Origin of the sequence: Yersinia vastinensis (assembly GCF_902726565.1) — a bacterium.
GTDB lineage: Bacteria > Pseudomonadota > Gammaproteobacteria > Enterobacterales > Enterobacteriaceae > Yersinia > Yersinia vastinensis.
Map to the genome: position 1 here is coordinate 177,490 of NZ_CACVAF010000003.1, position 25,249 is coordinate 202,738.

Below are 25,249 nucleotides of genomic sequence, written 5' to 3' on the forward strand. Positions count from 1 at the left end.
AATATTAAAAATAACCAAGTAAAGATTTATGGTTATTTTTAACATTATCACATAAGAAATTACACACAATAGTTTTCATCAAATGGATGCTGAATTTAAATAACTGATAAATATAGTTAGCTATTTTATTTTTTTACTATTGTGCTTTTATCGAAATGAATTTTAATCCAGTTATTATGAAAAATACCCAACACCTACCCTATTCAACCGGGTAGGCATTTGTTCATAACACGTGCTTACCGCCCTTGTTTACGCAATAAATAAACAAAATACGGTGCACCAATGAAAGTCGCTAACAGGCCTGCGGGGATCTGATTTGGGAATAGCAGCATCCGACCACACCAATCGGCGAATACCATCAGCAAGCCCCCCAAAATAGCGGCGACCAGCAGTTGTGCAATAGCACGACGAAAGCCCAACATACGGGCCATATGCGGTGCCATCAGACCGACGAAACTTAATGGCCCCACCGTCAATGTCGCTGCAGCCGTCATTGTAGCCGCTAATAACAAGATAGCTAACCGACTCGGGGCGAGCGCCATGCCTAATGCTCTGGCTGTCACGCTGCCTAATGGTAAAATCGCTAACCAGCGACGGCACAGTGGGGTCAACGCGATCAACACTAAAGCAATTAAGCCAGTACTCAGGGCTTGTGGGCCATCCACTGCGTAAGTCGAACCTGAAATCCATGCCAGTAAGCCACGCATACGGGGATCACCACTGGCTAGCAACATAGTAATCACGGTTGTAAAAGCCGTACTCAACGCGATCCCTGCCAATAACATTCTGCCAGGAGAGAAACCGCCCCGTCCGGCAACCACCAAAATCAGCAGCAGCGTGACGGCCGCACCAAGGCTCCCGGCAGGTAATAACCATGCCAGCGCGTTACCGGGCACAATGAACATCATGATAACAACACCAAAAGAGGCCCCAGAGCTTATCCCTAAAACTTCAGGGCTGGCCATCGGGTTACCCGTCAGCTTTTGGATTAATGTTCCGGCAACAGCCAGCATCATACCTGCGGCCAGTGCCGCTAATACTCGCGGCCAGCGCCAGTGCAATAAAGCCTGAAGCTCATCGCCAGAAATCCAGTTCCAACCATGACTATCACGACCAAACATCAGCGCCAGTGTTAATCCAGCCAGCAGTAATAGGAGGCCACCACTCACCCACAATGCTAAATGCTGCCGCTCCGCTGGCACATTGTCGCCAAAATCCATGCTTGGAGCCGTTGCGCTGTGCAAGCGCGGCAACAACCACAATAACAGCGGTGCTCCAATCAGAGCCGTTGCAGCGCCCGTTGGGATTTCTCGCCAAACGTTAGTCAGCCACAGAATACTTTGATCCGTAACCCAGAGCAGTAAAGCCCCTAATATCGGAGCCAAAATTAAGCGCTGTGATAGCCGTCTGGCGCCCAAAATTTTTGCCAGCAGCGGGGCAAACAAGCCGATAAAGCCAATCACACCGACCGCATTAACCAACATGGCGCTGAAGATAATTGCCACACCGAGTGCGCCCAGACGAGCTAATGACAATCCTAATCCCAGATTGCGGGCTACGCCGTCATCCAGCCCCAATAAGGTCAGTGGACGAATCAATAATGCAGCCAATACGCCCGTAATAATTAAGCGGGGCAGTAAAAATTGTACGGTACTCCAATCCTGCTGGTTTAGCGCACCACTGCTCCACAGGAACAATCCTTGTAGCTGATCATAATTAAATAGCGCCAGCAAATTACTGACCGCGCTACAGTAAAGACCAAGCACCAGCCCCGCCAGAATCAGGGTAACAGGTGACATCCGTTTGCCCCAAGCCACACCAAAGACCAGCGCACCAATAGTGATACCACCTGCCATCGCCGCCAACTGCCGGGTCAACTCACCACCGGGTAACATCCACAATGTCGCGATGCTCAGACCCAATTGAGCTCCAGCTGCCACCCCCAGCGTAGCGGGTTCGGCCAATGGATTACGCAATACTTGCTGAAACAAAACGCCCACCAACCCCAACCCAGCTCCCGTGAGCAAGGCCACAACCAACCGAGGAAGTTGGCTGTAATGGAATAACATTTGGCGCACATCATCGCTGTCAGGTTGCCATAAAGCAGCCCCCCAGAACGAAGCAGGCAATACTTGGTTAAAATTATGCAGCGTCAGTAGCACGGCAAGCAGCCACAGCAAGCTAAGTAAGCTGGCGGGTAATAGCCAACTTTTGCGTAACGTCTTTGCCATCATGAAGTTTTACCCCAAACCGACTCCAGAAGACGAACAAAGCGCATGGCGGATAATGTCGCGCCATAGAACCATGCTGCGGGTAGTATCTGTAATTGGTTTTGGCGCACAAACGACATGGATTGCCACAATGGTGTATGGCTAACCTGCTGTAACATTTCACTATTACCATGGACAAAACAAATAGCTCGCCTCGGTTTTATGGTGGCTAAACGCTCAATACCCACCACGGTGCTCCCCCAAAGATTGGTCTCACCCTGCCAAGCATTCTTAATGTTCAATTCGTTTAAGACATCCTGGAACAAACTCCCCTGACCAATAACCAGCGCATGGCGAGTATCCAACAGCGAGAACATCAATAACGATGTCTGAGCGTCACCCAAGAAGCGTTGACGAGCAGCTTGCATAAAGTGGTTAAAATCGGCGATGTGCTGCTCTGCTGCGGCTTCCAACCCCAAACGTTGCCCCAATACACGTAACGAGTTTTTCCCCGACGCCAGCGGTGAACTGCCCTCTTGATTAAAAGCAAAACTCATTGAAGGGGCGATAGGTGCCAGTTTTTCCGCAGGTGGGCCAAAGCCTTCAGACATCAGAATCAGTGATGGCGCCATTTGCTGAAGCAACTCCAAATTGGGTTCTGTGCGCAGCCCGACATCAATCACACTGGCGGGCAGTTCTGGCTCTTGCACCCATAACCGATAAGTATGTATATCCGCCACACCATAGGGTGTTACCCCCAAGGCCATCAATAACTCAACGGGCATCCATTCCAGTGCCACCACCCGGTGGCTATCAACTTTAGCTGGATTTGCCGCCCATCCAGGTAATGAATACAACAATGGCGAGAGTGCCAATGCCGTGAGTAGTCTACGCCGAGAATGATCGGGCGCGGTCAAATGGGACTGTTCCATTGATAAATAGGTTTTCATTAATAAACGAAGCTTACCGGCGCACCACCGGCCGGATGCGGTAATATGCCCATCGGAATACCATAAATTTGTTCCAGTATCTCAGATTGCATCAGGCTGTCAGCCGGGCCTTGAGCTATCATCTCACCGCCCCGTAATGCCACTAAATAGTCGCAATAACGGGCTGCCATATTAATATCATGCAGTACCGCAATGACTGTCAGCCCGCGCTCATGACTGAGGCGCTGAATCAGCCCCAACACCTCAACCTGATGAGCAATATCCAGCGCGGAGGTAGGTTCATCAAGCAACAGACAACGGCTGTTTTGTGCGACCATCATTGCCAACCAAGCCCGCTGGCGCTCGCCACCGGACAAACTGTCCACCAGCCGATTTGCCAACGGCTTTAAATCCACCAGTGCAATAGCCTCTTCGACTTGCTCACGGTCTTGCTGACGAAAACGCCCTAACGCGCCGTGCCACGGGTAACGACCAATCGCCACCAACTCACGCACCGTCATCCCTTCCGCAGCGGGCAATTGCTGTGGCAAATAAGCCACTTCACGAGCAAAAGCTTTGCTATCCCATAAGGCTAATGGCACATCATTGAGCAAAGCCTCACCACTAGAAGGTGGTTGATGGCGGCCCAGCATTTTCAAGAGTGTCGATTTACCGGAACCGTTATGCCCGATAAGTCCGCAGACTTTTCCCTGTGGGAAGGTCAATGACAACGGTTGCAATAAGGTTCTGCCGGGAACCGAAAAACTCAGCTCACGGAGTGTAAATATGCTGGATTGGCTTGCCTGTTGGTCCAAGATGGTGCCCTGCGATTAAAATTTAATGGGTGTCGTTGTTAACGAATGCTGTCGTTATTGCAACCCAAACGTTATCGGTAAATAACGAGAAAGTGAATCGAAACGAGAATAATTATCAAAGCAAGTAGTTTATGCGTAACCCACAGCGAACTGCAAGCGCAAAGCCTGCTGATTTCATGGGAGGGAATCGCTAAGACCGAAGCGGAAAGGCACTTATTTTGATGGGCGCAGTAAAGGTTACTGCGCCCAGTGAAACAATATTACTGGCCGAACATATCTTTGATCCAACCCGCGACACCATCGCCATCAGGTTGGCCTTGCTGTGCCGGTTGAGTCGCCTGACACAATCCTTGTGGATTCTCAGTCCAGACCGGAATCGAGCGCATTCCGCCTGCGTCACCACAGACAAAGTTCCCAGCCGAATCAATATTCATCTGGCTGATACCCTCTGGTGGCTGTAATACCAAAGGCAATGGCGTTTGATTTTCAAGATAGCGACGATACAAGGTCAGCGCACCATTGGCACCGGTCAGTTTAGCAGGGCCATTGTTATCACGCCCAACCCAAGCGATCGCCACTTCTTTGCCATCAATACCGGCAAACCAGCTATCACGCAGGTCATTGGTTGTACCGGTTTTCGCCGCTAGATTGTATTTGGAGAATTTCACTGACAGTGAACGCGAGGTCCCACGAGCAACCCCTTGTTGCATAGCATACAGTGTCAGATAAGCCGCCTGCGCAGGCACCATGCGTTCTGCTTGAGGGAAACTCTGATACAGCACAGTACCATCTTCAGCAATCACCGAGCGCACAGCAGATAATGGCGCACGGTTCCCACCACTAGCGATAGTTTGGTATTCCTGTGCCACTTCAACCGGCGTCAGATCGATCGCCCCCAGCAACATCGCTGGAACCGGGTTGATAACGGTTTTAGGGATACCAAGACGTTGTAGCATGGCACTGATTTGATCCAGCCCTACTGACATTCCCAAGTTGACCGTCGGTACGTTCAGCGAGTTCGCCAACGCATCTACCAGCATGACCTGACCACGGAATTGGCGATCGTAGTTTTTCGGTTGCCACGATGAACCATTCGGTAATTTGATTGACAATGGTTGGTCCGACAACCAAGTATTGAGGCGATATTTATCCGGCTCACTCAACGCGGTCAGATAAGTCGGCGGCTTGGCAAGTGACCCCACCAAACGACGTGCCTGCATGGCACGGTTAAAGCCAGCAAATTGCGGCTGCGCCCCTCCGACCATGGCACGAACTTCACCACTGAAGCGGTCGACAATCACCATCGCGGCTTCTAAATCATCCAGATGACGAGCGGCTTTCAACGCCGGAACCCCATCTTCAATGGCTTTTTCTGCCGCATCTTGTGACACCGGGTCTAACGTGGTGAAAATTTTCACACCGGACAAGTCGTTAATCTTGTCACCCAACTTCTGCTGTAGCTCTTGGCGCACCATCTGCATAAAAGCAGGCTGAGGTGTGATAACACCGCCTTTCGGCTGCACACCCAATGGTCGAGCACTGAGCATGGTGTAGAGTTCACCGTCAATCACGCCCTGATTCTGTAACAGACGCAGTACCAGATTACGCCGCTCAAGGGCCAGATTAGGGTTACGCCATGGGTTATACAGTGACGCCCCTTTCACCATCCCCACCAGCATGGCTTGTTGGTCGAGGCTCAGTTCATTCACCGGGCGGCCAAAGTAATACAAACTTGCCAACGGGAAACCGCGAATCTGGTCACTGCCACTTTGCCCAAGATACACTTCGTTCAGGTACAGCTCCAAAATCCGGTCTTTGCTGTAACGATAATCCACCAACAGCGCCATATAGGCTTCGTTAAGTTTACGCCACAGCGAACGCTCGTTGGTCAAAAACAGGTTTTTGACCAGTTGTTGAGTCAGTGTACTGCCCCCCTGCACCGCTTTACCGGCAGTCAGATTAGCGACCACGGCACGCCCAATAGAATATGGGCTAATACCGTCGTGTTCGTAAAAATGGCGGTCTTCTGTTGCCAGCAAAGTATCAACCAGCAAATCAGGGAAACCGGCTCGCGGCACAAACAGGCGCTGCTCACCATTAGGTGATTGCAGCATAGTGATAAGCTTAGGATCGAGGCGTAAGAAACCGAAATCACGCTGATTATCTAGATTTTGGATCCGCGCCAGACGATCATCTTTGAAGATCAATCGCGCACGGATCTGGCCCTCTTTAGCATCAGGGAAATCAAACGGTCGGCGCAAGATATCGATACTATCGCCCTGCACTGTGAATTCACCCGGGCGGGTCATCCGTGTCACTTGCCGGTACTGCATCCCCTCCAGCAGGTCTATCATCTCTTTCTTGCTGTAAGACATTCCCGGTTCAAGGTTCACCATGCGGCCATATACGGCGGCGGGGAGTTGCCAAACTTTGCCATCAATGCGGCTGCGAATTTGTGAATCGAGGTATACGCCATAAATAGCCAATACCACCGCACCGACTAGAAACAGTTTGATAAATAAACCAAGCCAACGGCGTTTTTTGCGGGGTGGACGTGATGCTACCTTTCTTGGCATCGGTTCTTCCTCGTCGTCATAGTCATCATCGTCTTGGTCTTCATCATCTAAATAATCTTCGTCTTCGTATTCATCTTCATCACGCCGCCGGCGCAATGGCCGTTTTGGTGCAGCTTTGGGTTGGGCTTTCTTGCCCTTGCGCCCTATTGGCTCGCGGTCATCCCCAGACATGTCTTTCTCTCCACGCGCATTGGCGATTATTGCGGCTTAATGTGTCCCCCTATTTACCGAATAGAAAGGGGAAACATCTGAAATTATTGACTCTTAATCCTACGTATCACTTATCCTGATACTTCTTGGTTCTACGAGTCGGTTTGGTATTGGCGGGATCATCCGGCCAAACATGTTTGGGATAGCGCCCTTTCATCTCTTTTTGCACTTCGCGATATGCTCCCTGCCAGAAAGCGGCTAAATCGCCGGTAATCTGTAATGGGCGATGGGCCGGGGAAAGCAGCTCAAGCACCACCGCTACCCGCCCACTGGCGAGCATTGGGCTTCGCTGCTCACCAAAAACCTCTTGCAAGCGCACCGCCAGCACGGGGGGCCGGTCAACATAATAACGAATGGGCAGGCGGCTCCCCGTCGGCACAGTGTAATGAGTTGGCAGCTCAGTATCCAGCCGTTGACGTAATGACCAGCTTAACAAGCGAGTCAATGCTTCTGAGAGATTGACTTGCCGCAATCCGCGTAAATCCCGCACTCCGGACAACGATGGCTGCAACCACTGTTCAAGTTTACTCAGTAAATTATCGTCATCGACCGCGGGCCATTGCTCTTCAGATAGCCAAAGGCTGGCACAGTGCAGCCGGGTGCGGAGCTGTTCGGCGTGCTCATCCCAATTGAGCACCTGCAACCCTTGCTCGCGAACCCAGTTCAATAGAGCGGATTGCAATGCCTCATCACTCGGTTTTGCCAAAGGCTGTGCTCGCAGAGTCAACCGCCCGATTTGCCAGCGCCGCCAAGCGCGTAATGTGCCTTTGTCCTCATCCCACTCCACCACAGTTTTTTCTTCAACCAGATGAGGTAATTGCTGCGCCAACTGCTCAACATCAATGGGCAGTGCCAATAAAATGCGCGCATCCGGCCCGCTATTGCTTTGTAATAAGCTGGCTGCCACTAACCAAGGCGTACGTGATAGCGCCTCGTCCTGTGCCATTGCAGCCCCCATACCGTTAGCCAATAGATAACGACCATCCTGCCCTCGTGCATTCGCGATACGATCCGGATAAGCCAGCGCCAGTAATTGAGCGGCGAGATAGCTATCAACGCCCCCGACGCGGGCATTAACTCTTTGCGCCAGTTGCTTTGCTCGCCGCTGCCAATGAGGCTGGGGGCGACAGAGCCAATCGTGCAGATCAATCTGACCTGAGCGTGGTGGCTCTTCCAGAATGGCCGCTAACAACGCCGCCGTCGCCAGGGCTTCTGGGCTTTGATCAACAGCAAAGCACAACATGGCGGCCAGACGTGGTTCACACCCTAAACTGGCCATTGCACGCCCTGTGCTGGTGAGCTGACCATTCGAATCGATAGCCCCCAACCGCAGCAATAAATCGCGGGCAACGCAGAGTGCGGCCTGCGGCGGTTGATCCAGCCAACTAAGCTGGCTCGCATCCTGACATCCCCAATTCAGCAGTTCCAACCACAGGCTACATAAATCACTGTTAAGAATTTCAGGTTCGCTGTACTCCGCCGCTCGTTCGGCTTGCTCTTTAGCAAACAGATGCCAGCAAATACCCGGTTCTAACCGCCCGGCACGCCCGGCGCGCTGTGCCATTGAAGCTTGGCTTATCCGCTGGGTCACCAAACGGGTTAGGCCGTTTTTGACATCAAATCGTGCCACCCGTTCCAATCCACTGTCGACCACCAGCCGAATCCCCTCAATCGTCAAACTGGTTTCGGCAATATTGGTCGCCAGCACCACCTTGCGCCGCCCGCTAGGGGCCGGTTGAATGGCTTTCTGCTGTTCGCTGAGTGGCAAAGCGCCGTACAACGGGCAAAGATCCGTGTCGCTGGTGAGCGCCCCCTGTAGCCGCTCCATGACCCGATGAATTTCACCGACGCCGGGCAAAAATAGCAACAAAGAGCCTGAGTGTTCATTCAGCAAACGCTTCACCCGGTCAGCCACTCCATCCTCCAGTCGCTCATGGCTAGATAAAGGTTGAAAGCTACGTTCAACAGGGAAGCTGCGACCAGTGGAAATAATCGCCGGTGCAGATGGCAGCAGTGCAGAAAGGCGTTGGTTATCCAGCGTTGCAGACATTATCAGTAGTTTGAGATCATCACGTAGCCCTTGCTGCACATCCAGTAATAACGCCAATGCTAAGTCAGCCTGCAAACTGCGCTCGTGAAACTCATCGAGAATAACCAAAGATACCCCAGCAAGCTCCGCATCTTGTTGGAGCATCCGCGTGAGGATGCCCTCGGTGACCACTTCCAGTCGTGTATTCGGCCCGCTTTTACTTTCTGCCCGCATGCGATAGCCCACTGTCTGACCCGGTTGTTCACCAAGTTGTTGTGCCAGACGGTGCGCCACATTTTTTGCCGCCAGTCGCCGAGGCTCCAGCATGATAATTCGACCCGTTAGAAACTTGGCATAGTGTAAGATTTGTAGCGGTAACCACGTCGATTTACCGGCACCGGTAGGGGCATGGAGCAACACTTGCGGTGAGGTTTGCAAGGCAGACAATATCTCACTAAGCACTTCACCTACCGGTAAAGCGGCCATCTGCGCCTCACTTTCTCTCTGACTCACCACCACATTCTTCTCCATGCTCTCTACTTTCATCGTCAGCCATTGTAACATCATGGCCGTATAGCGTATTTAGCCGAGTGATTATGCCAATCTGATGATTAATGTCGTTGATAAAAATACCGTTAATAAAACGAAGCCACGCCGCCTATTCTTTGCACTGGCGCTGCCTGAAGACATGCAACAAAACATTGTGCAATGGCGAGCAGATAACTTCCCGCCGGAGGCGGGTCACCCTATCGCAGCGGCTAATCTTCACCTAACGCTGGCATTTCTTGGGGAGGTCAGTGCGGCTAAAGCGCAGGTATTGCAGCAACTGGCAGGCCGTATAAGTCAGCCTGGTTTTAACATAACGCTGGATGATATAGGCCACTGGCCCGGATCTGGGGTGATATGGCTTGGGTGCAAAAACCCTCCGCGTGGACTATTACAGTTGGCACAGTTGCTGCGTTCTCAGGCAGCACGTAGCGGCTGCTACCAAACTCCTCTGCCATTTCACCCTCATGTAACCTTGTTGCGTGGCGCTGTTCGCCCGGTGGCCATACCGGCCAAAACCGCAAATGAAAGTTTCCATGCTAGCCATTTTTCGCTGTATGAATCCGTCTTCGCGCGGGGCCGTACCCGTTATCATCTCGTGCAAAGCTGGCCATTGGCTAGTAGTGAAAGGACATCAGATGCCCTCTAACCCCTTGTTGCTTTCTCATCCTCAATTGCTGTCTTTTCATCCTCGGTTACAACCCGCCACACTTATCCTGCGGTATAAACGCTTTTTAGCTGATATTGTGACGCCCGCCGGAGAAACATTAACTATTCATTGCGCTAATACTGGGGCGATGACCGGTTGCGCCACACCGGGAGATACCGTTTGGTATTCGACCTCGGATAATCCGAAGCGTAAGTATCCCCACAGTTGGGAGTTAACACAGACCCAAACCGGTGATTGGATATGCGTAAATACCTTACGCGCCAATGAGTTAGTCGGATCTGCGATAGAGAATAACCATATAGTTGAATTATCTGGTTACACTTCTGTCAAAAGAGAGATTAAATATGGGGATGAGAACAGCCGTATAGACTTGTTATTGCAGGCAGAAAATAGGTCTAACTGCTATATTGAAGTCAAGTCGGTTACCTTATTACAGCAACAGTGTGGGTATTTCCCGGATGCCGTCACCCTGCGGGGTCAGAAGCATCTCAGGGAGTTACAAAGCATGGTTGCCCACGGTCACCGGGCGGTACTTTTTTTTGCCGTATTGCATACGGGCATCAAGCAAGTCGCTGCGGCCCGACACATTGACAATCGCTATGCCCAATTGCTGTCCCAGGCACAGCAAGCAGGAGTGGAGGTGATTTGCTACGGTTTTCAACTATCGCCTGACGGTATCGCGCTGGACGCTCGTTTACCGTTATTACTGGACGAAACGCTTCATCCATAACGCTTAATAAAGAAGCAACTATTGGGTAAAGCCGCTCGCCAAATACGCCTTCCTTCACACCATTGTCAAGCAGGCGACAGGAATAATTGCCAACCTACCTTCCTTCTGTTATTTATAGCGGCCTGATTTTTCCCCGTATTGGGGATTTCGATAGTGCGTATGAATGTAGGAGAAGCATCATGCAAGAAGGGCAAAAACGTAAAACCTCGTCCTTGAGCATTCTCGCCATCGCTGGGGTAGAGCCGTACCAAGAGAAGCCAGGCGAAGAGTATATGAATGCCGCCCAGCTGTCGCATTTCAAGCTGATTCTTGAAGCATGGCGCAACCAGCTCAGGGATGAAGTGGATCGTACTGTATCGCACATGCAAGACGAAGCTGCTAATTTCCCCGATCCGGTTGACCGTGCCGCGCAGGAAGAAGAGTTTAGTCTTGAACTTCGTAACCGCGACCGCGAGCGTAAACTGATTAAAAAGATCGAGAAGACACTGAAAAAAGTTGAAGATGACGATTTCGGTTTCTGCGAATCTTGTGGCGTCGAGATAGGCATCCGCCGTCTGGAAGCACGACCAACTGCAGATTTGTGCATTGACTGTAAAACTCTAGCCGAAATCCGCGAAAAGCAGATGGCAGGCTAATACAGCAATAATACGGTGCCAGAGTTATTTCTGGTGCCGTATTTTACACGCTGAACTTCCCTTCTCTTTATGTCCAAAAATATCAATACTCATCAAACTGCACATGGGCAGACCCAATATGTGGGCCGTTTTGCGCCGTCACCGTCAGGTGATTTACATTTCGGATCACTGATTGCCGCGCTAGGAAGTTACTTGCAAGCTCGCGCTCAAGGCGGTCGTTGGCTGGTTCGCATCGAAGATATTGACCCTCCCCGCGAAATCCCAGGTGCGGCTGCCCGTATTTTAGCGACACTAGAGCACTACGGCCTGCATTGGGATGGCCCAGTTGTTTATCAGTCTCAACGTCATGACGCGTATCGCGCCACCTTAGATTGGCTGAAACAACAAGGTCTGAGTTACTACTGCACCTGCACGCGCAGCCGTATTCAGCAGATTGGTGGGTTATACGACGGTTACTGCCGCGAGCGCCATCTCCCCGCGACAGGTGCTGCTATCCGTTTACGACAGACTCAACCGGTTTATTCCTTTTATGATAAATTATTGGGTGAGCTGTATGCCGTGCCAGCCCTAGCAGAAGAAGATTTTATTATTCGTAGGCGGGATGGCCTGTTTGCCTATAATCTTGCTGTAGTGGTTGATGATGCTTTTCAGGGCGTAACCGAGATTGTTCGCGGAGCCGATTTAATTGAACCAACCGTGCGACAGATAGCCCTTTACCAGCAGTTACAGCAACCCGTGCCCGGTTATTTGCATTTGCCACTGGCACTAAACCCGGATGGTAATAAGTTATCTAAGCAAAACCATGCACCGCCACTGCCAAATGGCGATCCGCGGCCCGTTTTGATCGCGGCATTGAAGTTTTTACATCAACCCCTGCCAGAATGCTGGCAAGATCTTGATTTGCCGTTATTATTACGTTTTGCAGTCGAACATTGGACATTGGCTGCAATTCCACTTCAGGGGGCCATCGCTGCCACTGAGAACATAACGGCATTCTCAAAGGAAGCACGGTGAGCTATGATTAGCCGCTGTTTTTCTGTTGTTCTGTTAAATATTGCCACTATCGAGGTGTACCATTTTTACCCGAGTAGCTAATTTCTGCCGTAAGGTACTGATTCGCGATGATAAATCTGCGCGCGATGGCAAAGCTGTCCGTGATGAGACGGCCCGTGATGGTAGTGCCCGTAAAGATAAAGTGCCCGGTGAAGATAACGTGGCCCGCAAAGAAAGAAGGCCTGCCAGAGCGAATTCTGGCCGCAAGAATCAAGCGGGGCCTGCTTCGGAACAAAGTCCAATGACGATTATTCCGCGAGATCAGCACAATATTTCCCGTAGAGATATCAGCGATAATGCGCTGAAGGTTCTCTATCGCCTGAATAAATCAGGTTATGAAGCTTATCTGGTTGGCGGTGGTGTCCGTGACCTATTGCTGGGCAAAAAGCCGAAAGATTTTGATATCACCACCAGCGCTACTCCAGAACAAGTGCGAAAGTTATTCCGTAACTGTCGTCTGGTGGGCCGCCGTTTCCGTCTGGCGCACGTCATGTTTGGCCCAGAAATCATTGAAGTAGCGACGTTCCGGGGTCATCACGAACAACAACAAGCGGAAGATAGCGACAAAAACTCTTCCCAGCAGGCACAAAATGGCATGCTGCTGCGTGACAACATTTTCGGCACAATTGAAGATGATGCCCAGCGCCGTGATTTCACTATTAACAGCCTCTACTACGGTATTTCTGATTTTGCGCTGCGCGACTACACCGGCGGTTTACGTGATCTGAAAGAAGGGATTATTCGCCTAATTGGTGATCCTGAAACCCGCTATCGTGAAGATCCCGTGCGGATGCTACGCGCCGTGCGCTTTGCCGCTAAATTGGATATGAAGATAAGCCCAGAAACCGCAGAACCGATCCCGCGTCTGGCTTCACTGCTGCACGAGATCCCTCCCGCTCGGCTGTTCGAAGAGTCGCTCAAACTCTTGCAATCAGGTTATGGCTATAAAACTTATTTAAAGTTGTGTGAATACCAGCTTTTCCAACCATTATTTCCGCTGATTGCTCGCAATTTTACAGAGCATCATGACTCACCAATGGAACGCATTCTGGTTCAGGTTCTGAAAAATACTGACCATCGTTTGCATAATGATAAGCGCGTCAATCCAGCATTTTTATTTGCCGCTATGCTTTGGTATCCGTTGATTGAACATGCGCAGAAACTGACGCAAGAAAGTGGCCTGGCTTATTACGATGCTTTTGCATTGGCAATGAATGATGTCCTGGATGAAGAGTGTCGTTCACTGGCAATTCCAAAACGCATTACGTCGTTGGTACGAGATATCTGGCTGCTGCAGTTACGCTTGTCACGTCGCCAAGGTAAACGCGCCCACAAGCTGATGGAGCATCCGAAATTCCGTGCCGCTTATGACTTGCTAGTGCTGCGTGCCGAAGTGGAAAATAACCATGAATTGCAACGTCTAGCCCAATGGTGGGGCGAGTTCCAAGAAGCAACGCCACTACAGCAAAAAAATATGTTGAATACGTTAGGAGCGGATCCTGCGCCGCGTCGTTCTCGTCCTCGTCGCCCGCGTAAACCAGCACCACGTAAAGAAGGGGCATAATTCATACCATGATCCGGGTCTATATCGCGTTGGGCAGTAATCAATCTATGCCACTGCAACAGGTTAAGACGGCACTGGAAGCGCTGGAGCATCTACCGCGCACCCGGTTAGTGGCATGTTCACCTTTTTATCGCACTAAGCCACTCGGCCCACAAGATCAACCCGATTTCCTCAATGCGGTGGTGGCGTTGGATACAGCGCTTCCACCTGAGCAACTGCTAGACTGCACCCAAGCCATTGAACGTAATCAGGGGCGAGTAAGAAAAGAGCAGCGCTGGGGCCCACGGACACTGGATCTGGATATTATGTTGTATGGTGATCAACTGATAAAAACCGATCGCCTGACGGTGCCGCATTATGGTCTGAAAGAACGCGAGTTTATGCTCTATCCATTAGCTGATATCGCCCCAGACCTGATTTTCCCTGATGGTGAGGCATTATCAGAGCGCCTCAAGCGGGTAGATAAAAATGGTTTGGTGCCTTGGTAACGAATGCCACCAGCACTAACCTGTTCCCTCCTGATATTTCTATTCTCCTTAATTCTTTATTCTGTGCTGCATTCTTAACCCCCCACCGAAGATAGAACCTCTATCCATATGATTGAATGCATAAAATAGCACCACTCGCCGTTGTACTATGGTTACAGTAGAATGGTTTTATTAAACTGACGACTTCAGGAGATAGAGTGATGAAAGCCACTACCATGAGCCATTTACGCCAATGGAAACAAGAGCAGCGTAAGTTCGCTGCACTGACCGCCTATGATGCCAGCTTTGCTCAATTATTTGCCGAGCAGGGGATTGGGGTTCTGTTGGTGGGTGATTCGCTCGGTATGACGCTACAAGGCTTCGATTCAACCCTACCTGTCACCGTTGCAGATGTGGCTTATCACACCCGTGCAGTCCGCCGTGGCGCGCCTCATTGCCTGTTATTGGCCGATATGCCCTTCATGAGTTATGCCACGCCAGAACAAACATTTACCAACGCGGCAGAATTGATGCGAGCCGGGGCCAATATGGTCAAACTGGAAGGCGGCAGTTGGTTGTGCGACACCGTTCGCATGCTGGCAGAACGTGCTGTGCCCGTTTGTGGTCACTTGGGGCTAACACCACAGTCAGTCAATATCTTCGGCGGTTACAAAGTACAGGGCCGAGAAGAAGTCGCGGCCAACCAACTGATGAAAGATGCTCAGGCACTGGAAAATGCCGGTATACAACTGCTCGTTCTGGAATGTGTTCCGGTAGAATTAGCCCAACGAGTCACCGAAGCGCTATCTATTCCGGTGATTGGTATTGGGGCTGGCAATGTCACCGATGGGCAAATTCTGGTGATGCATGATGCATTGGGAATTACTGGCGGTCATACCCCTAAATTTAGCAAAAATTTCCTGGCGCAGAGTGCTGGCGATATTCGTGCTGCTATTACGCTTTATATTCAAGAAGTTGAGAGCGGTACTTATCCGGCTGAAGAACATACATTCCAGTAAATTTTTACTGCTTAAATATTGCAATTACACCCTATTGATTTCGATATGCAGGAAGGCGGCAAGCAAGAAAATCCCGATGAACTGGCATCAGTAAGTGATTCGGATGAGCGAGTGCAGCCAATACACCTACTACTTGAAAGATGACGGGTATACCGGAGAAAAGGATGCTAATTATTGAAACCTTGCCAATGTTGCGCCAGCAGATCCGTCGCTGGCGTCAAGAGGGTAAGCGAGTCGCGCTAGTACCGACCATGGGTAATCTACACGACGGGCATATGACATTGGTGGAAGATGCCAAAACCCGTGCCGATATCGTGGTTGTGAGTATTTTTGTCAATCCACTGCAATTTGAGCGCCCAGATGATTTGGCCCGCTATCCACGCACCCTGCAAGAAGATTGCGAGAAACTGACGCGCCACGGTGTTGACTTAGTGTTTGCTCCAGCGGCTGCCGATGTTTACCCGGCAGGATTAGAAGCTCAGACTTATGTTGATGTCCCTGCCCTGTCCACCATTTTGGAAGGTGCCAGTCGCCCCGGCCATTTTCGTGGTGTATCGACAATTGTCAGTAAACTGTTCAATCTGGTTCAACCCGATGTCGCTTGTTTTGGCGAAAAGGATTATCAGCAACTGGCGCTCATCCGCAAAATGGTGGCAGACATGGGCTATGATATCCATGTCGTTGGCGTGCCGATTGTCCGCGCCAAAGATGGCTTGGCACTGAGTTCTCGCAATGGTTATCTAACAGCGGAAGAGCGTAAAATTGCGCCGCAGCTCTATAAAATAATGCAGGCGTTAGCGGAGAAACTGACGTTGGGCGAGCGCCAGATTGATGATTTACTGGCGGATACTGCAGAGCAATTACACCATGCTGGTTTTACACCTGATGAACTCTTTATCCGCGATGCCCAAACCTTACAGCCACTGACGGTCGAGAGTAAACAAGCTGTTATCTTGATGGCCGCCTGGCTAGGTAAAGCGCGCCTGATCGATAACCAACAGGTTGATTTGCATAGCTGATTAGTTTGTCACTAAAAATGACTGATTGCGCTGCATGTTTTGTCATCACGTCAGTCATAGACAAGTAAGATAAAATCAGCAAAACTGGGGGCTTATTCCTGAATCAATCGATGAAAGGATCAGTTGCCAGACTTTTTCTGGGCAATAACCGGGGTCAAAGGTAAGAGTTATGATACGCACTATGTTGCAAGGCAAACTGCATCGGGTCAAAGTCACTCAAGCTGATTTGCACTATGAAGGTTCCTGCGCTATTGATCAGGATTTTCTGGAAGCGGCGGGTATTCTGGAATATGAAGCCATCGATATTTATAACGTTGACAACGGTCAGCGTTTCTCGACCTACGCAATTGCCGCCGAACGCGGTTCGCGGATAATTTCTGTCAATGGTGCGGCTGCACGCTGTGCTTGCGTTGGCGATAAACTGATTATCTGCTCGTATGTTCAGATGTCTGATGCTGATGCTCGCCTGCACCACCCTAAAGTGGCGTATTTTGAAGGTGAGAATCAGTTGCAGCGTAAAGCGAAAGCAGTGCCAGTTCAGGTCGCTTAATTCCCATTACCGCTTGAAAACACACAAAAAAGGCGCTTATTTAAGCGCCTTTCCTCATATTTAACCCTCATGCCCTATAACGACTAATCAGACTCCATCACCAAAGGTTCTGCCGGAATATGTGCTTTGCCCGGTTCATTAGCAATACGCTCTGCCATCGTTGGGATTGAGTCGGTACGCAGAATATAAAGCCGCTTAAGTGTGTAAGGATTATCGCCCGGTTTGACCTTGCCGCGCACGGTTGTCACGGCTAAATGGAAACCTGCACCTTTTGCAGCATCAATTGCGGTTTGATTAAAGCCGCCAAAGGGGTATGACAGAAAAATCACATGCGGATTAAACTGAGATAACGCGCGACGTGAATGCTCAAAATCAAAAACAATATTGTGATAAGAACGACTCAATAAAATCGGATTACGTTTATTGTCGGTCCGATGTAAAAAATGCGTATGAGACTGCACATCAAATACATCCTGAATCTCTTTCAATTCAGAAATACTCATAAACTGTAGTGCGTCAGGATTCCATTTTTGTGGGTGACGTTTAATACGTGATGAGATGATAAATGCTGTTGCCCGGAAGCCTTTTTCTTTCAGAATTGGATACGCATAGCGATGAACTGATTTAAGGCCATCATCAAATGTCAGCACCACAACTTTTGCGGGTAAGTTAATCTTATTATTGAGATACCCCTCTAACTGATAGAGGGAGATAGTGTCGTAACCGGCCTCTTTGAGATAGGTCATTTGGTTGCTAAATGCCGCATCAGAAGTCGTGGTTGACGTATTCAGGAAACGTTTGTTTTCCTCATTTCTCAACATATGGTGATAAGTCAGAATCGGGATACCGTTATCTATCTCGGCATCAACACTACTGACATACCCTAAGCGATCACCAATATTGATCTGATACCAAGTATTCCCCAACCGATCTTTCAATTTGCCTACGATTGGGTAGCGCAAATTCTCAGTTAACGTCGCGAATTGTTCACTGTCTAAATCAGCTGCCAGATAAACCGACGTTTCACGCTGTATTAAGATATTTTGGTTCGGTAACGGCTTATTCAAATCACCCAAGATATCATTACTTTTTATCTCTTTTTTTATATCACGCAAATCATCTTTATCAATAAAACCAATGCCGTTACCAAATTTAAATTCATAGTACTCTGCCGCCGCAGGTAAAATCTGAAGAAGTTGATCTTCTTTGATCTCCCCGACAGGAATGACTTTCTCGCCAACCAACGAATATATTTCACTATCACGGTCTGCAACCATGAATTTAGGGGTAAGAGTCGCTTCATCAGGCAAGAGATCTGCATGGGTTGCCGGTAGCATTACCGACATGACAACACCGAGTAGCATCCCAATAGCTATTCTGTTTTTATGCCACATTATCGTTCTACTTATGCGCATTCGGCGCTGAATTTGAAAGGGGAAAATCTGGTGCGCCAGCATAACACGAGACGCTTTGAGTTGAGAAAGACGATATTCGACGAGGACATTATTTATTACGATTAAATTCCAGCATTAACAACAATTAACTAACTAATAATTTACTAGCATACTTAATAACGTCAGCCATGACCAAAGTCACTGACGTTGCAAAAAGTAGCAACGTCAAGACTGAGGAGAGTGTTAGGTACGTAGGCCGCGACCACGTTCAATTAAATACCAAGCCCAAGCATAAAATACCGCGATAAAGACCACCAACACCCCAATGGTATAGACCAGAGGAACATCAGTAATGCCAAGGAAACCGTAACGGAATCCACTGATCATATACACGATAGGGTTGAGCTTCGATACTGCCTGCCAGAAAGGTGGCAGTAAAGCCAACGAGTAAAATACCCCGCCCAAATACGTCAACGGTGTCAGCACAAAAGTAGGCACTAGACTGATATCATCGAATGTTTTAGCAAATACAGCATTCAATAACCCACCAAGAGAGAACAGGATTGCCGTCAACATTAATGTCAATGCAATCATTGACCAAGAATGGACATGCAGAGGGACAAAGAACAGGGAAATAATCGTCACCAAGATGCCGACACAAATCCCACGAGCTACGCCACCGCCAACATAACCGACAATAACAATATGGGTAGGCACCGGGGCCACCAGCAACTCTTCAATACTGCGCTGGAATTTTGCACCAAAGAATGAAGCCGCCACATTGGCATAGGAGTTAGTAATCACCGCCATCATAATCAGGCCGGGAACAATAAACTGCATATAATCAAAACCGCCCATATCACCAATTCGCGACCCAATCAGGTTGCCAAAAATAACGAAATAGAGCGACATGGTAATGACCGGTGGCACCAGAGTTTGAATCCAGATACGGGCAAAACGCGTAATCTCTTTGATCCAGATACTTTGTAATGCTACCCAATACAGACGGGTCATGCTTTTTCTCCCCCGTTACCATTAACCAAAGTGACAAATAGCTCTTCCAGACGGTTAGCTTTGTTGCGCATACTTTGCACCTGAATGCCCTGGGCACTTAATTGACTGAATAGACCATTTAGACCCTGTTCGCGTTTTACATCCACTTCCAGCGTTGAAGTATCCGTCAGCCGATAACTGTACCCTTCCAACTTCGGTAATGGACTTTTTATTGCCAAGTCAAAAATAAAGGTTTCGGATTCAAGTTTGCTCAGTAGTTGCTTCATGGTGGTATTTTCGACCAATTCACCATTCTGAATAATGCCAATGTTGCGACACAGCATTTCCGCTTCTTCCAGATAATGGGTAGTCAGAATAATTGTGGTTCCCTGCGCATTCAGCTCTTTCAAGAACCCCCACATAGAGCGACGAAGTTCAATATCTACTCCAGCCGTGGGTTCATCCAGAATCAGTAATTTAGGTTCATGCATCAGGGCGCGAGCAATCATTAAACGGCGCTTCATCCCACCGGATAGGCGAATAGCGCGCTCATTACGTTTGCTCCATAAATCTAACTGGCTGAGATATTTTTCTGCCCGTTGCAGGGCTTCGCGCCGCGTTACCCCGTAATATCCCGCTTGGGTAATCACAATCTGTAATACCGTCTCAAACGGGTTGAAGTTAAATTCTTGTGGCACTAATCCGAGTTGACGTTTGGCATTAACAATATCTTGATCAATGTCGTAACCAAAGACTTTCACCTTGCCAGAGGTTTTATTCACCAATGAACTGATAATGCCGATGGTGGTGGATTTGCCTGCCCCATTAGGCCCGAGCAAAGCATAAAAATCGCCTGCCTCTACGTGCAGATCAATACCACGCAGTGCCTGAACGCCACCCACATAGGTTTTGGTCAGTTGCGTTATTTCCAGTGCATATGTCATAAGTAAAAAAGAACCTTATTCTATGAGTTCCCGGCCGTTACAGTCTGCCCATGCCTGACTTAACCCACCCTTATCAGGGTAAGTTCGGGGCAAAAGGGAGCCTGGGTAGATACCGAGAAGATGTTACGCAGACAACAGTGCGCTTCCAACGGAACAACTGTTCCGATTTCAAAATCGTCATCCTTGCCGTATATTATCCTACCGCAATTCGTTTATTACAGGCTATTTACATTCATGAAAGAAATAGAGAAGCTCATCGCGAATAATCGGACTTGGTCAAAAGCTATCAGTGAAGATGACCCCGGTTTTTTTGAGCACTTGGCGCTAGCCCAGAAACCACGTTTCCTGTGGATTGGCTGTTCAGATAGCCGAGTTCCAGCTGAAGAATTGACTGGCCTGAAAGCGGGTGAGTTATTTGTCCACCGTAACGTTGCCAATCTGGTTATTCATACCGATTTAAACTGTCTGTCCGTAGTGCAATACGCCATCGATGTTTTGCAGGTTGAGCATATCATTATCTGCGGCCACCTTGGCTGTGGTGGTGTTGAAGCCGCAACGAAAAAAGACCTGGAATTAGGGCTGATTGATAACTGGCTGCTGCATATCAGGGATCTTTGGTTTAAACATAGCTCACTGCTGGGTAGATTACCTGCTGAAGAACGCAGCGATATGTTATGCAAACTCAACGTCGTAGAGCAAGTGTACAACCTTGGACATTCAACTATTGTCCGCTCTGCCTGGAAACGCGGGCAGAAAGCCATGATTCACGGCTGGGTTTACGGTATCGAAGATGGCCTGCTGACGGATTTAGAAGTCTCAGCGACCAGCATGGAAGCGCTTGAACAAGTCTACCGCAAAGCGATGGCCGAGTTATTACCTAAAGAACCGAAAGAAGACTAAGTCAGTCGTTATGGGAGGGTACGTTCATACGCACCCTCTCCCATTAATCACTTTCGCAGAAGCAGCCCAAACTTAAAGTGCCAAAACGCAGTCATACTTTATATTCAAGATGTCGCGAGCGGCAGCAATTTGTGTGCAACCTGCGCGCAGTAACCTGTCACCCAATTACTCATCCAACATCACAACCTTACCGACATAAGGCAAATGTCTATAACGCTGCGCATAATCAATACCATAGCCCACAACAAATTCATCTGGGATGGCGAAACCAACCCACTCAACTGGCACCTGCACTTCGCGGCGCTGTGGTTTATCCAGCAGCGTACAGATAGCTAATGATTTTGGTCCACGCAATTGTAAAATTTCGCGAACTTTGCTTAATGTATTACCCGAATCGATAATATCTTCGACAATTAGCACATCTTTGCCACGGATATCTTCATCCAGATCTTTTAGGATTTTTACATCACGGGTGGTGCTCATGCCATTGCCGTAGCTAGAGGCCGTCATAAAATCGACTTCATGGGAAACATCAATGGCGCGACATAAGTCAGCCATAAACATAAATGAACCACGGAGCAACCCGACCAGCACCATTTCACTGCCGCTGTCGCGATAATGTTCAGAAATTTGGTGGCCTAATTCGGCGATTCGGGTTTTGACTTCCTGTTCGGAAATCATGACTTCTACAGTGTGTTTCATAGGTATTAACGTCGCTTTTTTACGTTGCTTGCCGGAAGAAAGCCGCTGAGTTTACCATAGCCGGCACCATGTTGCGACGGCCTCTCCCGTCACTCACTGTGCCCAAAGAAGTTGGCATTACAGGGGAGTGAGTACTCCCGCTGTAACTTCAAATGGTTAGGCGCTGACGGTAAAGCCCAGCATCATCCCCGTATCTTCATGCTCTAGCAGATGGCAGTGGGCCATGTAAGGCATGCTAGTTGGCGCCAAATGGTTAAACCGCACCAATATTTCACTGCGCGCTCCTTCTACCCGCACGGTATCTTTCCAACCACGACGATGCTCTGCTGGCGGCTGGCCATTTTCGGTCAAAATACGGAACTGCGTGCCGTGGACATGGAATGGATGCAACATCATGTCGCCTTCCCCCGAAATGGTCCATTTCTCGTATTTACCCAGCTTGGCATCAAATGCCGGTTCGGTCATCGAGAATGCTTTGCCATTAATCATATTGGCATGGCTGAAATCAAAGTCAGATGCGGCTTTCGTCGTACCGTGGTGCATGCCACTCATATGTCCATTATCCATACCGGCCATATGACCACCGTCCATCCCTTGCATCGCACCGTGGTTCATACTCATGCCTGCCATGGCTTGCATGCCATAGCGACTCATCAGTGCCTGCATTCCCAACATATCCAGTTTGGGATCCATCATCAATTGGAACCAGCGCTCTTGCAGGCCCGAGGCATCAGCCAGTGCAGGAACAACCACCAAGGTATCAGGCAAAGTTTTACTGCCAACGGCCAGTGATGGTTGAATGCGCAAGACCGGCAAAGGTTTATCAAATGGCGCTAATGTCATCCCCATTTGTTTTACGGGCAAGGTCACCAAATCAAACGCTTTACCGTCTGAGGTATCCACCAGCACCTCAAAACGCTCCCCCATTAATATCGGTAATTCACGCACCGCGACTGGCTCTGCCAGTAAACCACCATCGCTCCCAATGACATACATTGGGCGACCATCGCTAAGAGCTAGATTTAGCGAGCGTGCATTGCAACCATTGAGTAGTCGCAAACGTACCCAACCACGCGGGGTAATTTGCTGTGGGTAACTCGCCCCATTGGTGAACATTCGGTCACCAAACCAGCCAACAGCCGCTGTCATCACATCCAATTGGTAATCAATTTGACCATCGTTGCCCAAGAGTTTGTCTTGCAAAATGACTGGGATATCATCGACACCCCACTGTTTTGGCAGGGGCAATTTCTTGCTATCACTGTCATCAATTAATACCAAGCCCCCCAACCCCATCGCTACCTGATGACCGGTTTTGCCGTGGGTATGAGGATGGAACCAGCAGGTGGCTGCCGGTTGCTCTACCGTAAATGCAACCTGACGTTTTTCGCCTGGCTGAATCAATGCTTGTGGCCCACCATCGACTTCCCCGGGGATTTCTAAACCATGCCAATGCACCGTTGTGGCTTCCGGCAAAGAATTTGTCACATTAATGGTGACTGGCTTGCCACGCTGCAACCGAATCGCCGGCCCCAGCAAATTGCCGTTATAACCCCAAGTCTGGGTCGCCGCAGAGGGCAACCAAGCCATAGTACCTGTTTGAATATTCACATTAATATTGCCACTGGCATCGGGTTGAAGTAATGGCGGGATAGGTAGAGGTGAAAAATCTGCGGCGAAAGCCGTGCGGCTCCATAGAGGCAGTGAAGTGGCGGCTCCAAGAGCTGCCGTTAACTTAATGAAATCACGGCGATGCATGGTCGTCTCCATTCTTGATTGTTGGTAGATACCCATCGGTAAATACCCAAAGAGTGCCCGCTTGGCACAAAAAATACTGTGCGGTCAGCATAGACCCTCCCCTAAAGGGAAGGTCAAGACACAATCAATCACTCTGTGAATCAATCCAGCATATACCCAGCCATCACAGTGTGATAACGTCGGTAAACAATGAACAAGCCTGTTTCCGCGATGAAAAGAACAACGTTAGTTATGCTGCTGCTTACTCTGTGCGGATTCTCGTCTGCCAGTTCTGCATTAAGTGAATCTGAAGCAGAAGATCTTGCCGATCTGACTGCGGTATTCGTCTATCTGAAGAACGACTGTGGTTATAGCGAATTGCCCAATAATGAAATCAAACGGGCAATTGTCTATTTTGCTCAACAAAATCGCTGGGATCTGCGCAACTACAATAGCTTTAATATGAAAGCGTTGGGTGAAGAGAGCTATCGTGATCTGCGTGGTATTGCGATCCCCGTTCCTACCAAATGCAAATCTTTGGCTCGTGACTCTTTGAGTTTATTGGCCTACGCTAACTAGCGATCCCACATTTTCCCTTTCAGCCTGAAATTCTGCCGTGCAACCTCTGGCAGAGTTGGCTATTATGTTGCCCCCATTTTTCATGGCTGTTACTGCGAAGGAGAAGCCCCGAACATGTCACAGAAAGAACTATGGTATGAAACATTACATGCCAATTTCGGCCAGTATTTTTCAGTCGAAAATATACTGTACCGCGAAAAAACCGAGCATCAGGATCTGGTTATTTTTGAAAACCCTGTGCTGGGTCGGGTCATGGCTCTGGATGGCGTGGTGCAAACCACCGAGCGTGATGAGTTTATCTATCACGAAATGATGACGCATGTTCCTTTGCTGGCCCACGGTCAAGCGAAGAAGGTGCTTATCATCGGCGGCGGCGATGGTGCGATGCTGCGTGAAGTGAGCCGCCACAAAAATATTGAGCAGATCACCATGGTAGAAATTGATGCCGGTGTCGTTGAGTTCTGCCGCCAATATCTCCCCAACCACAGCGCGGGTGCCTATGACGATCCCCGCTTCAAGTTAGTGATTGCTGATGGTGTCGACTTCGTTAATCAAACCACTGAAAAATTTGATGTCATTATCTCCGACTGTACCGATCCCATCGGCCCGGGAGAAAGCCTGTTCACATCGGCTTTCTACGAGGGATGTGCTCGTAGCCTGAACGAAGGCGGTATCTTTGTGGCACAAAACGGAGTGTGCTTCTTGCAACAAGATGAAGCCGTCGATAGCCATAACAAGCTTAGTCATTATTTCGAGGATGTCAGTTTTTATCAGGCCGCCATTCCGACATATTACGGTGGTATCATGACCTTCGCCTGGGCGACTCAAAACCCACAGTTGCGTCAATTGGATATTGCCACACTGCAACAACGTTTTACTGAAGCGGGCCTGGCTTGCCGCTACTATAACCCAGCGATTCATGTCGGTAGCTTTGCCTTGCCACAGTATCTGCTGGATGCCTTAACGACCACCCGTTGA

The 25,249-nt window shown here is 49.3% G+C and carries 22 protein-coding genes; 12 read left to right on the plus strand and 10 right to left on the minus strand.

Going from position 1 to position 25,249, the window contains the following annotated elements:
* Positions 1–236: 236 nt before the first annotated feature.
* The 5 genes from fhuB to hrpB form a co-directional block, all read right to left on the minus strand.
* Positions 237–2,234, minus strand: coding sequence for a Fe(3+)-hydroxamate ABC transporter permease FhuB (gene fhuB, locus HUZ92_RS05680; protein ID WP_072086667.1), 1,998 nt, complete (start codon positions 2,232–2,234; stop codon positions 237–239).
* Entirely contained in the window at positions 2,231–3,142 is a 912-nt protein-coding gene (fhuD, locus tag HUZ92_RS05685; RefSeq protein WP_404704882.1) for a Fe(3+)-hydroxamate ABC transporter substrate-binding protein FhuD, read from the minus strand. Before fhuD ends, fhuB begins: the two co-directional genes overlap by 4 nt.
* Before the next feature lie 17 nt (positions 3,143–3,159).
* Positions 3,160–3,954, minus strand: a complete 795-nt coding sequence (gene fhuC / locus HUZ92_RS05690; protein WP_050100400.1) for a Fe3+-hydroxamate ABC transporter ATP-binding protein FhuC — start codon at positions 3,952–3,954, stop codon at positions 3,160–3,162.
* A 260-nt stretch (positions 3,955–4,214) separates the two neighbouring features.
* A complete protein-coding gene (mrcB, locus tag HUZ92_RS05695) occupies positions 4,215–6,701 on the minus strand; it encodes a bifunctional glycosyl transferase/transpeptidase (RefSeq protein ID WP_050140475.1) in 2,487 nt (828 codons plus the stop codon).
* Between the two features lie 106 nt (positions 6,702–6,807).
* Positions 6,808–9,333, minus strand: a complete 2,526-nt coding sequence (hrpB, locus tag HUZ92_RS05700) for an ATP-dependent helicase HrpB (RefSeq protein WP_145580077.1) — start codon at positions 9,331–9,333, stop codon at positions 6,808–6,810.
* Positions 9,334–9,376: 43 nt separating this feature from the next.
* Here hrpB and thpR point away from each other — a divergent pair, with 43 nt between their 5' ends.
* From thpR to panD, 9 genes are all read left to right on the plus strand, one after another.
* The gene (gene thpR, locus HUZ92_RS05705) at positions 9,377–9,964 is read left to right on the plus strand and encodes an RNA 2',3'-cyclic phosphodiesterase (protein WP_145580054.1); all 588 of its coding nucleotides are present in this window, start codon (positions 9,377–9,379) and stop codon (positions 9,962–9,964) included.
* Positions 9,954–10,715 carry a DNA/RNA nuclease SfsA gene (sfsA, locus tag HUZ92_RS05710; RefSeq protein ID WP_050100408.1) on the plus strand — a complete coding sequence of 254 codons (762 nt, stop codon included), beginning with the start codon at positions 9,954–9,956 and terminating at the stop codon, positions 10,713–10,715. The genes thpR and sfsA overlap by 11 nt, the downstream gene beginning before the upstream one ends.
* A 179-nt stretch (positions 10,716–10,894) precedes the next feature.
* Positions 10,895–11,350, plus strand: coding sequence for an RNA polymerase-binding protein DksA (dksA, locus tag HUZ92_RS05715; RefSeq protein WP_002209354.1), 456 nt, complete (start codon positions 10,895–10,897; stop codon positions 11,348–11,350).
* A gap of 69 nt (positions 11,351–11,419) precedes the next feature.
* Entirely contained in the window at positions 11,420–12,364 is a 945-nt protein-coding gene (gene gluQRS / locus HUZ92_RS05720) for a tRNA glutamyl-Q(34) synthetase GluQRS (RefSeq protein ID WP_145580053.1), read from the plus strand.
* Between the two features lie 61 nt (positions 12,365–12,425).
* A complete protein-coding gene (gene pcnB / locus HUZ92_RS05725) occupies positions 12,426–13,967 on the plus strand; it encodes a polynucleotide adenylyltransferase PcnB (RefSeq protein WP_145580076.1) in 1,542 nt (513 codons plus the stop codon).
* 8 nt (positions 13,968–13,975) lie between these two features.
* On the plus strand, positions 13,976–14,455 hold the full coding sequence (gene folK, locus HUZ92_RS05730) for a 2-amino-4-hydroxy-6-hydroxymethyldihydropteridine diphosphokinase (RefSeq protein ID WP_050100412.1): 480 nt from the start codon (positions 13,976–13,978) through the stop codon (positions 14,453–14,455).
* 200 nt (positions 14,456–14,655) lie between these two features.
* The gene (gene panB / locus HUZ92_RS05735) at positions 14,656–15,453 is read left to right on the plus strand and encodes a 3-methyl-2-oxobutanoate hydroxymethyltransferase (protein ID WP_174846803.1); all 798 of its coding nucleotides are present in this window, start codon (positions 14,656–14,658) and stop codon (positions 15,451–15,453) included.
* A gap of 164 nt (positions 15,454–15,617) precedes the next feature.
* Positions 15,618–16,472, plus strand: coding sequence for a pantoate--beta-alanine ligase (panC, locus tag HUZ92_RS05740; protein WP_050140467.1), 855 nt, complete (start codon positions 15,618–15,620; stop codon positions 16,470–16,472).
* A 169-nt stretch (positions 16,473–16,641) separates the two neighbouring features.
* Positions 16,642–17,022, plus strand: coding sequence for an aspartate 1-decarboxylase (gene panD / locus HUZ92_RS05745; RefSeq protein ID WP_005156780.1), 381 nt, complete (start codon positions 16,642–16,644; stop codon positions 17,020–17,022).
* A gap of 83 nt (positions 17,023–17,105) precedes the next feature.
* On the opposite strand, the gene HUZ92_RS05750 is transcribed toward panD, so the two are convergent.
* The 3 genes from HUZ92_RS05750 to HUZ92_RS05760 form a co-directional block, all read right to left on the minus strand.
* Entirely contained in the window at positions 17,106–18,416 is a 1,311-nt protein-coding gene (locus HUZ92_RS05750) for a polysaccharide deacetylase family protein (protein WP_050140465.1), read from the minus strand.
* A gap of 243 nt (positions 18,417–18,659) precedes the next feature.
* Positions 18,660–19,430 (minus strand): ABC transporter permease, encoded by a 771-nt coding sequence (locus tag HUZ92_RS05755; RefSeq protein ID WP_050100418.1) that lies wholly within the window; start codon positions 19,428–19,430, stop codon positions 18,660–18,662.
* Positions 19,427–20,353, minus strand: coding sequence for an ABC transporter ATP-binding protein (locus HUZ92_RS05760; protein WP_050100419.1), 927 nt, complete (start codon positions 20,351–20,353; stop codon positions 19,427–19,429). Before HUZ92_RS05760 ends, HUZ92_RS05755 begins: the two co-directional genes overlap by 4 nt.
* Positions 20,354–20,587: 234 nt before the next feature.
* Between HUZ92_RS05760 and can the strand changes: the two genes are divergently transcribed.
* Positions 20,588–21,253 carry a carbonate dehydratase gene (can, locus tag HUZ92_RS05765; RefSeq protein WP_050100421.1) on the plus strand — a complete coding sequence of 222 codons (666 nt, stop codon included), beginning with the start codon at positions 20,588–20,590 and terminating at the stop codon, positions 21,251–21,253.
* A gap of 165 nt (positions 21,254–21,418) precedes the next feature.
* On the opposite strand, the gene hpt is transcribed toward can, so the two are convergent.
* Complete coding sequence (gene hpt, locus HUZ92_RS05770) at positions 21,419–21,955, minus strand: hypoxanthine phosphoribosyltransferase (protein ID WP_050100423.1); 537 nt, start codon at positions 21,953–21,955, stop codon at positions 21,419–21,421.
* 156 nt (positions 21,956–22,111) lie between these two features.
* The gene (gene cueO / locus HUZ92_RS05775; RefSeq protein ID WP_145580051.1) at positions 22,112–23,713 is read right to left on the minus strand and encodes a multicopper oxidase CueO; all 1,602 of its coding nucleotides are present in this window, start codon (positions 23,711–23,713) and stop codon (positions 22,112–22,114) included.
* Between the two features lie 210 nt (positions 23,714–23,923).
* Here cueO and HUZ92_RS05780 point away from each other — a divergent pair, with 210 nt between their 5' ends.
* Positions 23,924–24,271: a YacC family pilotin-like protein gene (locus tag HUZ92_RS05780; RefSeq protein ID WP_050100428.1), complete on the plus strand. Its 348-nt coding sequence runs from the start codon at positions 23,924–23,926 to the stop codon at positions 24,269–24,271.
* A gap of 114 nt (positions 24,272–24,385) precedes the next feature.
* Positions 24,386–25,249, plus strand: a complete 864-nt coding sequence (gene speE, locus HUZ92_RS05785; protein ID WP_050100430.1) for a polyamine aminopropyltransferase — start codon at positions 24,386–24,388, stop codon at positions 25,247–25,249.

Excerpts from the sequence above, each read along its gene's own strand:
- HUZ92_RS05780 (WP_050100428.1), top strand. The coding sequence starts at position 23,924 with ATGAAAAGAACAACGTTAGTTATGCTGCTGCTTACTCTGTGCGGATTC.
- speE (WP_050100430.1), top strand. The coding sequence starts at position 24,386 with ATGTCACAGAAAGAACTATGGTATGAAACATTACATGCCAATTTCGGC.
- fhuB (WP_072086667.1), bottom strand. The coding sequence starts at position 2,234 with ATGATGGCAAAGACGTTACGCAAAAGTTGGCTATTACCCGCCAGCTTA.
- HUZ92_RS05755 (WP_050100418.1), bottom strand. The coding sequence starts at position 19,430 with ATGACCCGTCTGTATTGGGTAGCATTACAAAGTATCTGGATCAAAGAG.
- thpR (WP_145580054.1), top strand. The coding sequence starts at position 9,377 with ATGATTAATGTCGTTGATAAAAATACCGTTAATAAAACGAAGCCACGC.
- fhuD (WP_404704882.1), bottom strand. The coding sequence starts at position 3,142 with ATGGAACAGTCCCATTTGACCGCGCCCGATCATTCTCGGCGTAGACTA.
- can (WP_050100421.1), top strand. The coding sequence starts at position 20,588 with ATGAAAGAAATAGAGAAGCTCATCGCGAATAATCGGACTTGGTCAAAA.
- hrpB (WP_145580077.1), bottom strand. The coding sequence starts at position 9,333 with ATGTTACAATGGCTGACGATGAAAGTAGAGAGCATGGAGAAGAATGTG.
- HUZ92_RS05760 (WP_050100419.1), bottom strand. The coding sequence starts at position 20,353 with ATGACATATGCACTGGAAATAACGCAACTGACCAAAACCTATGTGGGT.
- mrcB (WP_050140475.1), bottom strand. The coding sequence starts at position 6,701 with ATGTCTGGGGATGACCGCGAGCCAATAGGGCGCAAGGGCAAGAAAGCC.
- hpt (WP_050100423.1), bottom strand. The coding sequence starts at position 21,955 with ATGAAACACACTGTAGAAGTCATGATTTCCGAACAGGAAGTCAAAACC.
- sfsA (WP_050100408.1), top strand. The coding sequence starts at position 9,954 with ATGCCCTCTAACCCCTTGTTGCTTTCTCATCCTCAATTGCTGTCTTTT.
- panD (WP_005156780.1), top strand. The coding sequence starts at position 16,642 with ATGATACGCACTATGTTGCAAGGCAAACTGCATCGGGTCAAAGTCACT.
- panB (WP_174846803.1), top strand. The coding sequence starts at position 14,656 with ATGAAAGCCACTACCATGAGCCATTTACGCCAATGGAAACAAGAGCAG.
- cueO (WP_145580051.1), bottom strand. The coding sequence starts at position 23,713 with ATGCATCGCCGTGATTTCATTAAGTTAACGGCAGCTCTTGGAGCCGCC.
- dksA (WP_002209354.1), top strand. The coding sequence starts at position 10,895 with ATGCAAGAAGGGCAAAAACGTAAAACCTCGTCCTTGAGCATTCTCGCC.
- gluQRS (WP_145580053.1), top strand. The coding sequence starts at position 11,420 with ATGTCCAAAAATATCAATACTCATCAAACTGCACATGGGCAGACCCAA.
- HUZ92_RS05750 (WP_050140465.1), bottom strand. The coding sequence starts at position 18,416 with ATGTGGCATAAAAACAGAATAGCTATTGGGATGCTACTCGGTGTTGTC.
- folK (WP_050100412.1), top strand. The coding sequence starts at position 13,976 with ATGATCCGGGTCTATATCGCGTTGGGCAGTAATCAATCTATGCCACTG.
- panC (WP_050140467.1), top strand. The coding sequence starts at position 15,618 with ATGCTAATTATTGAAACCTTGCCAATGTTGCGCCAGCAGATCCGTCGC.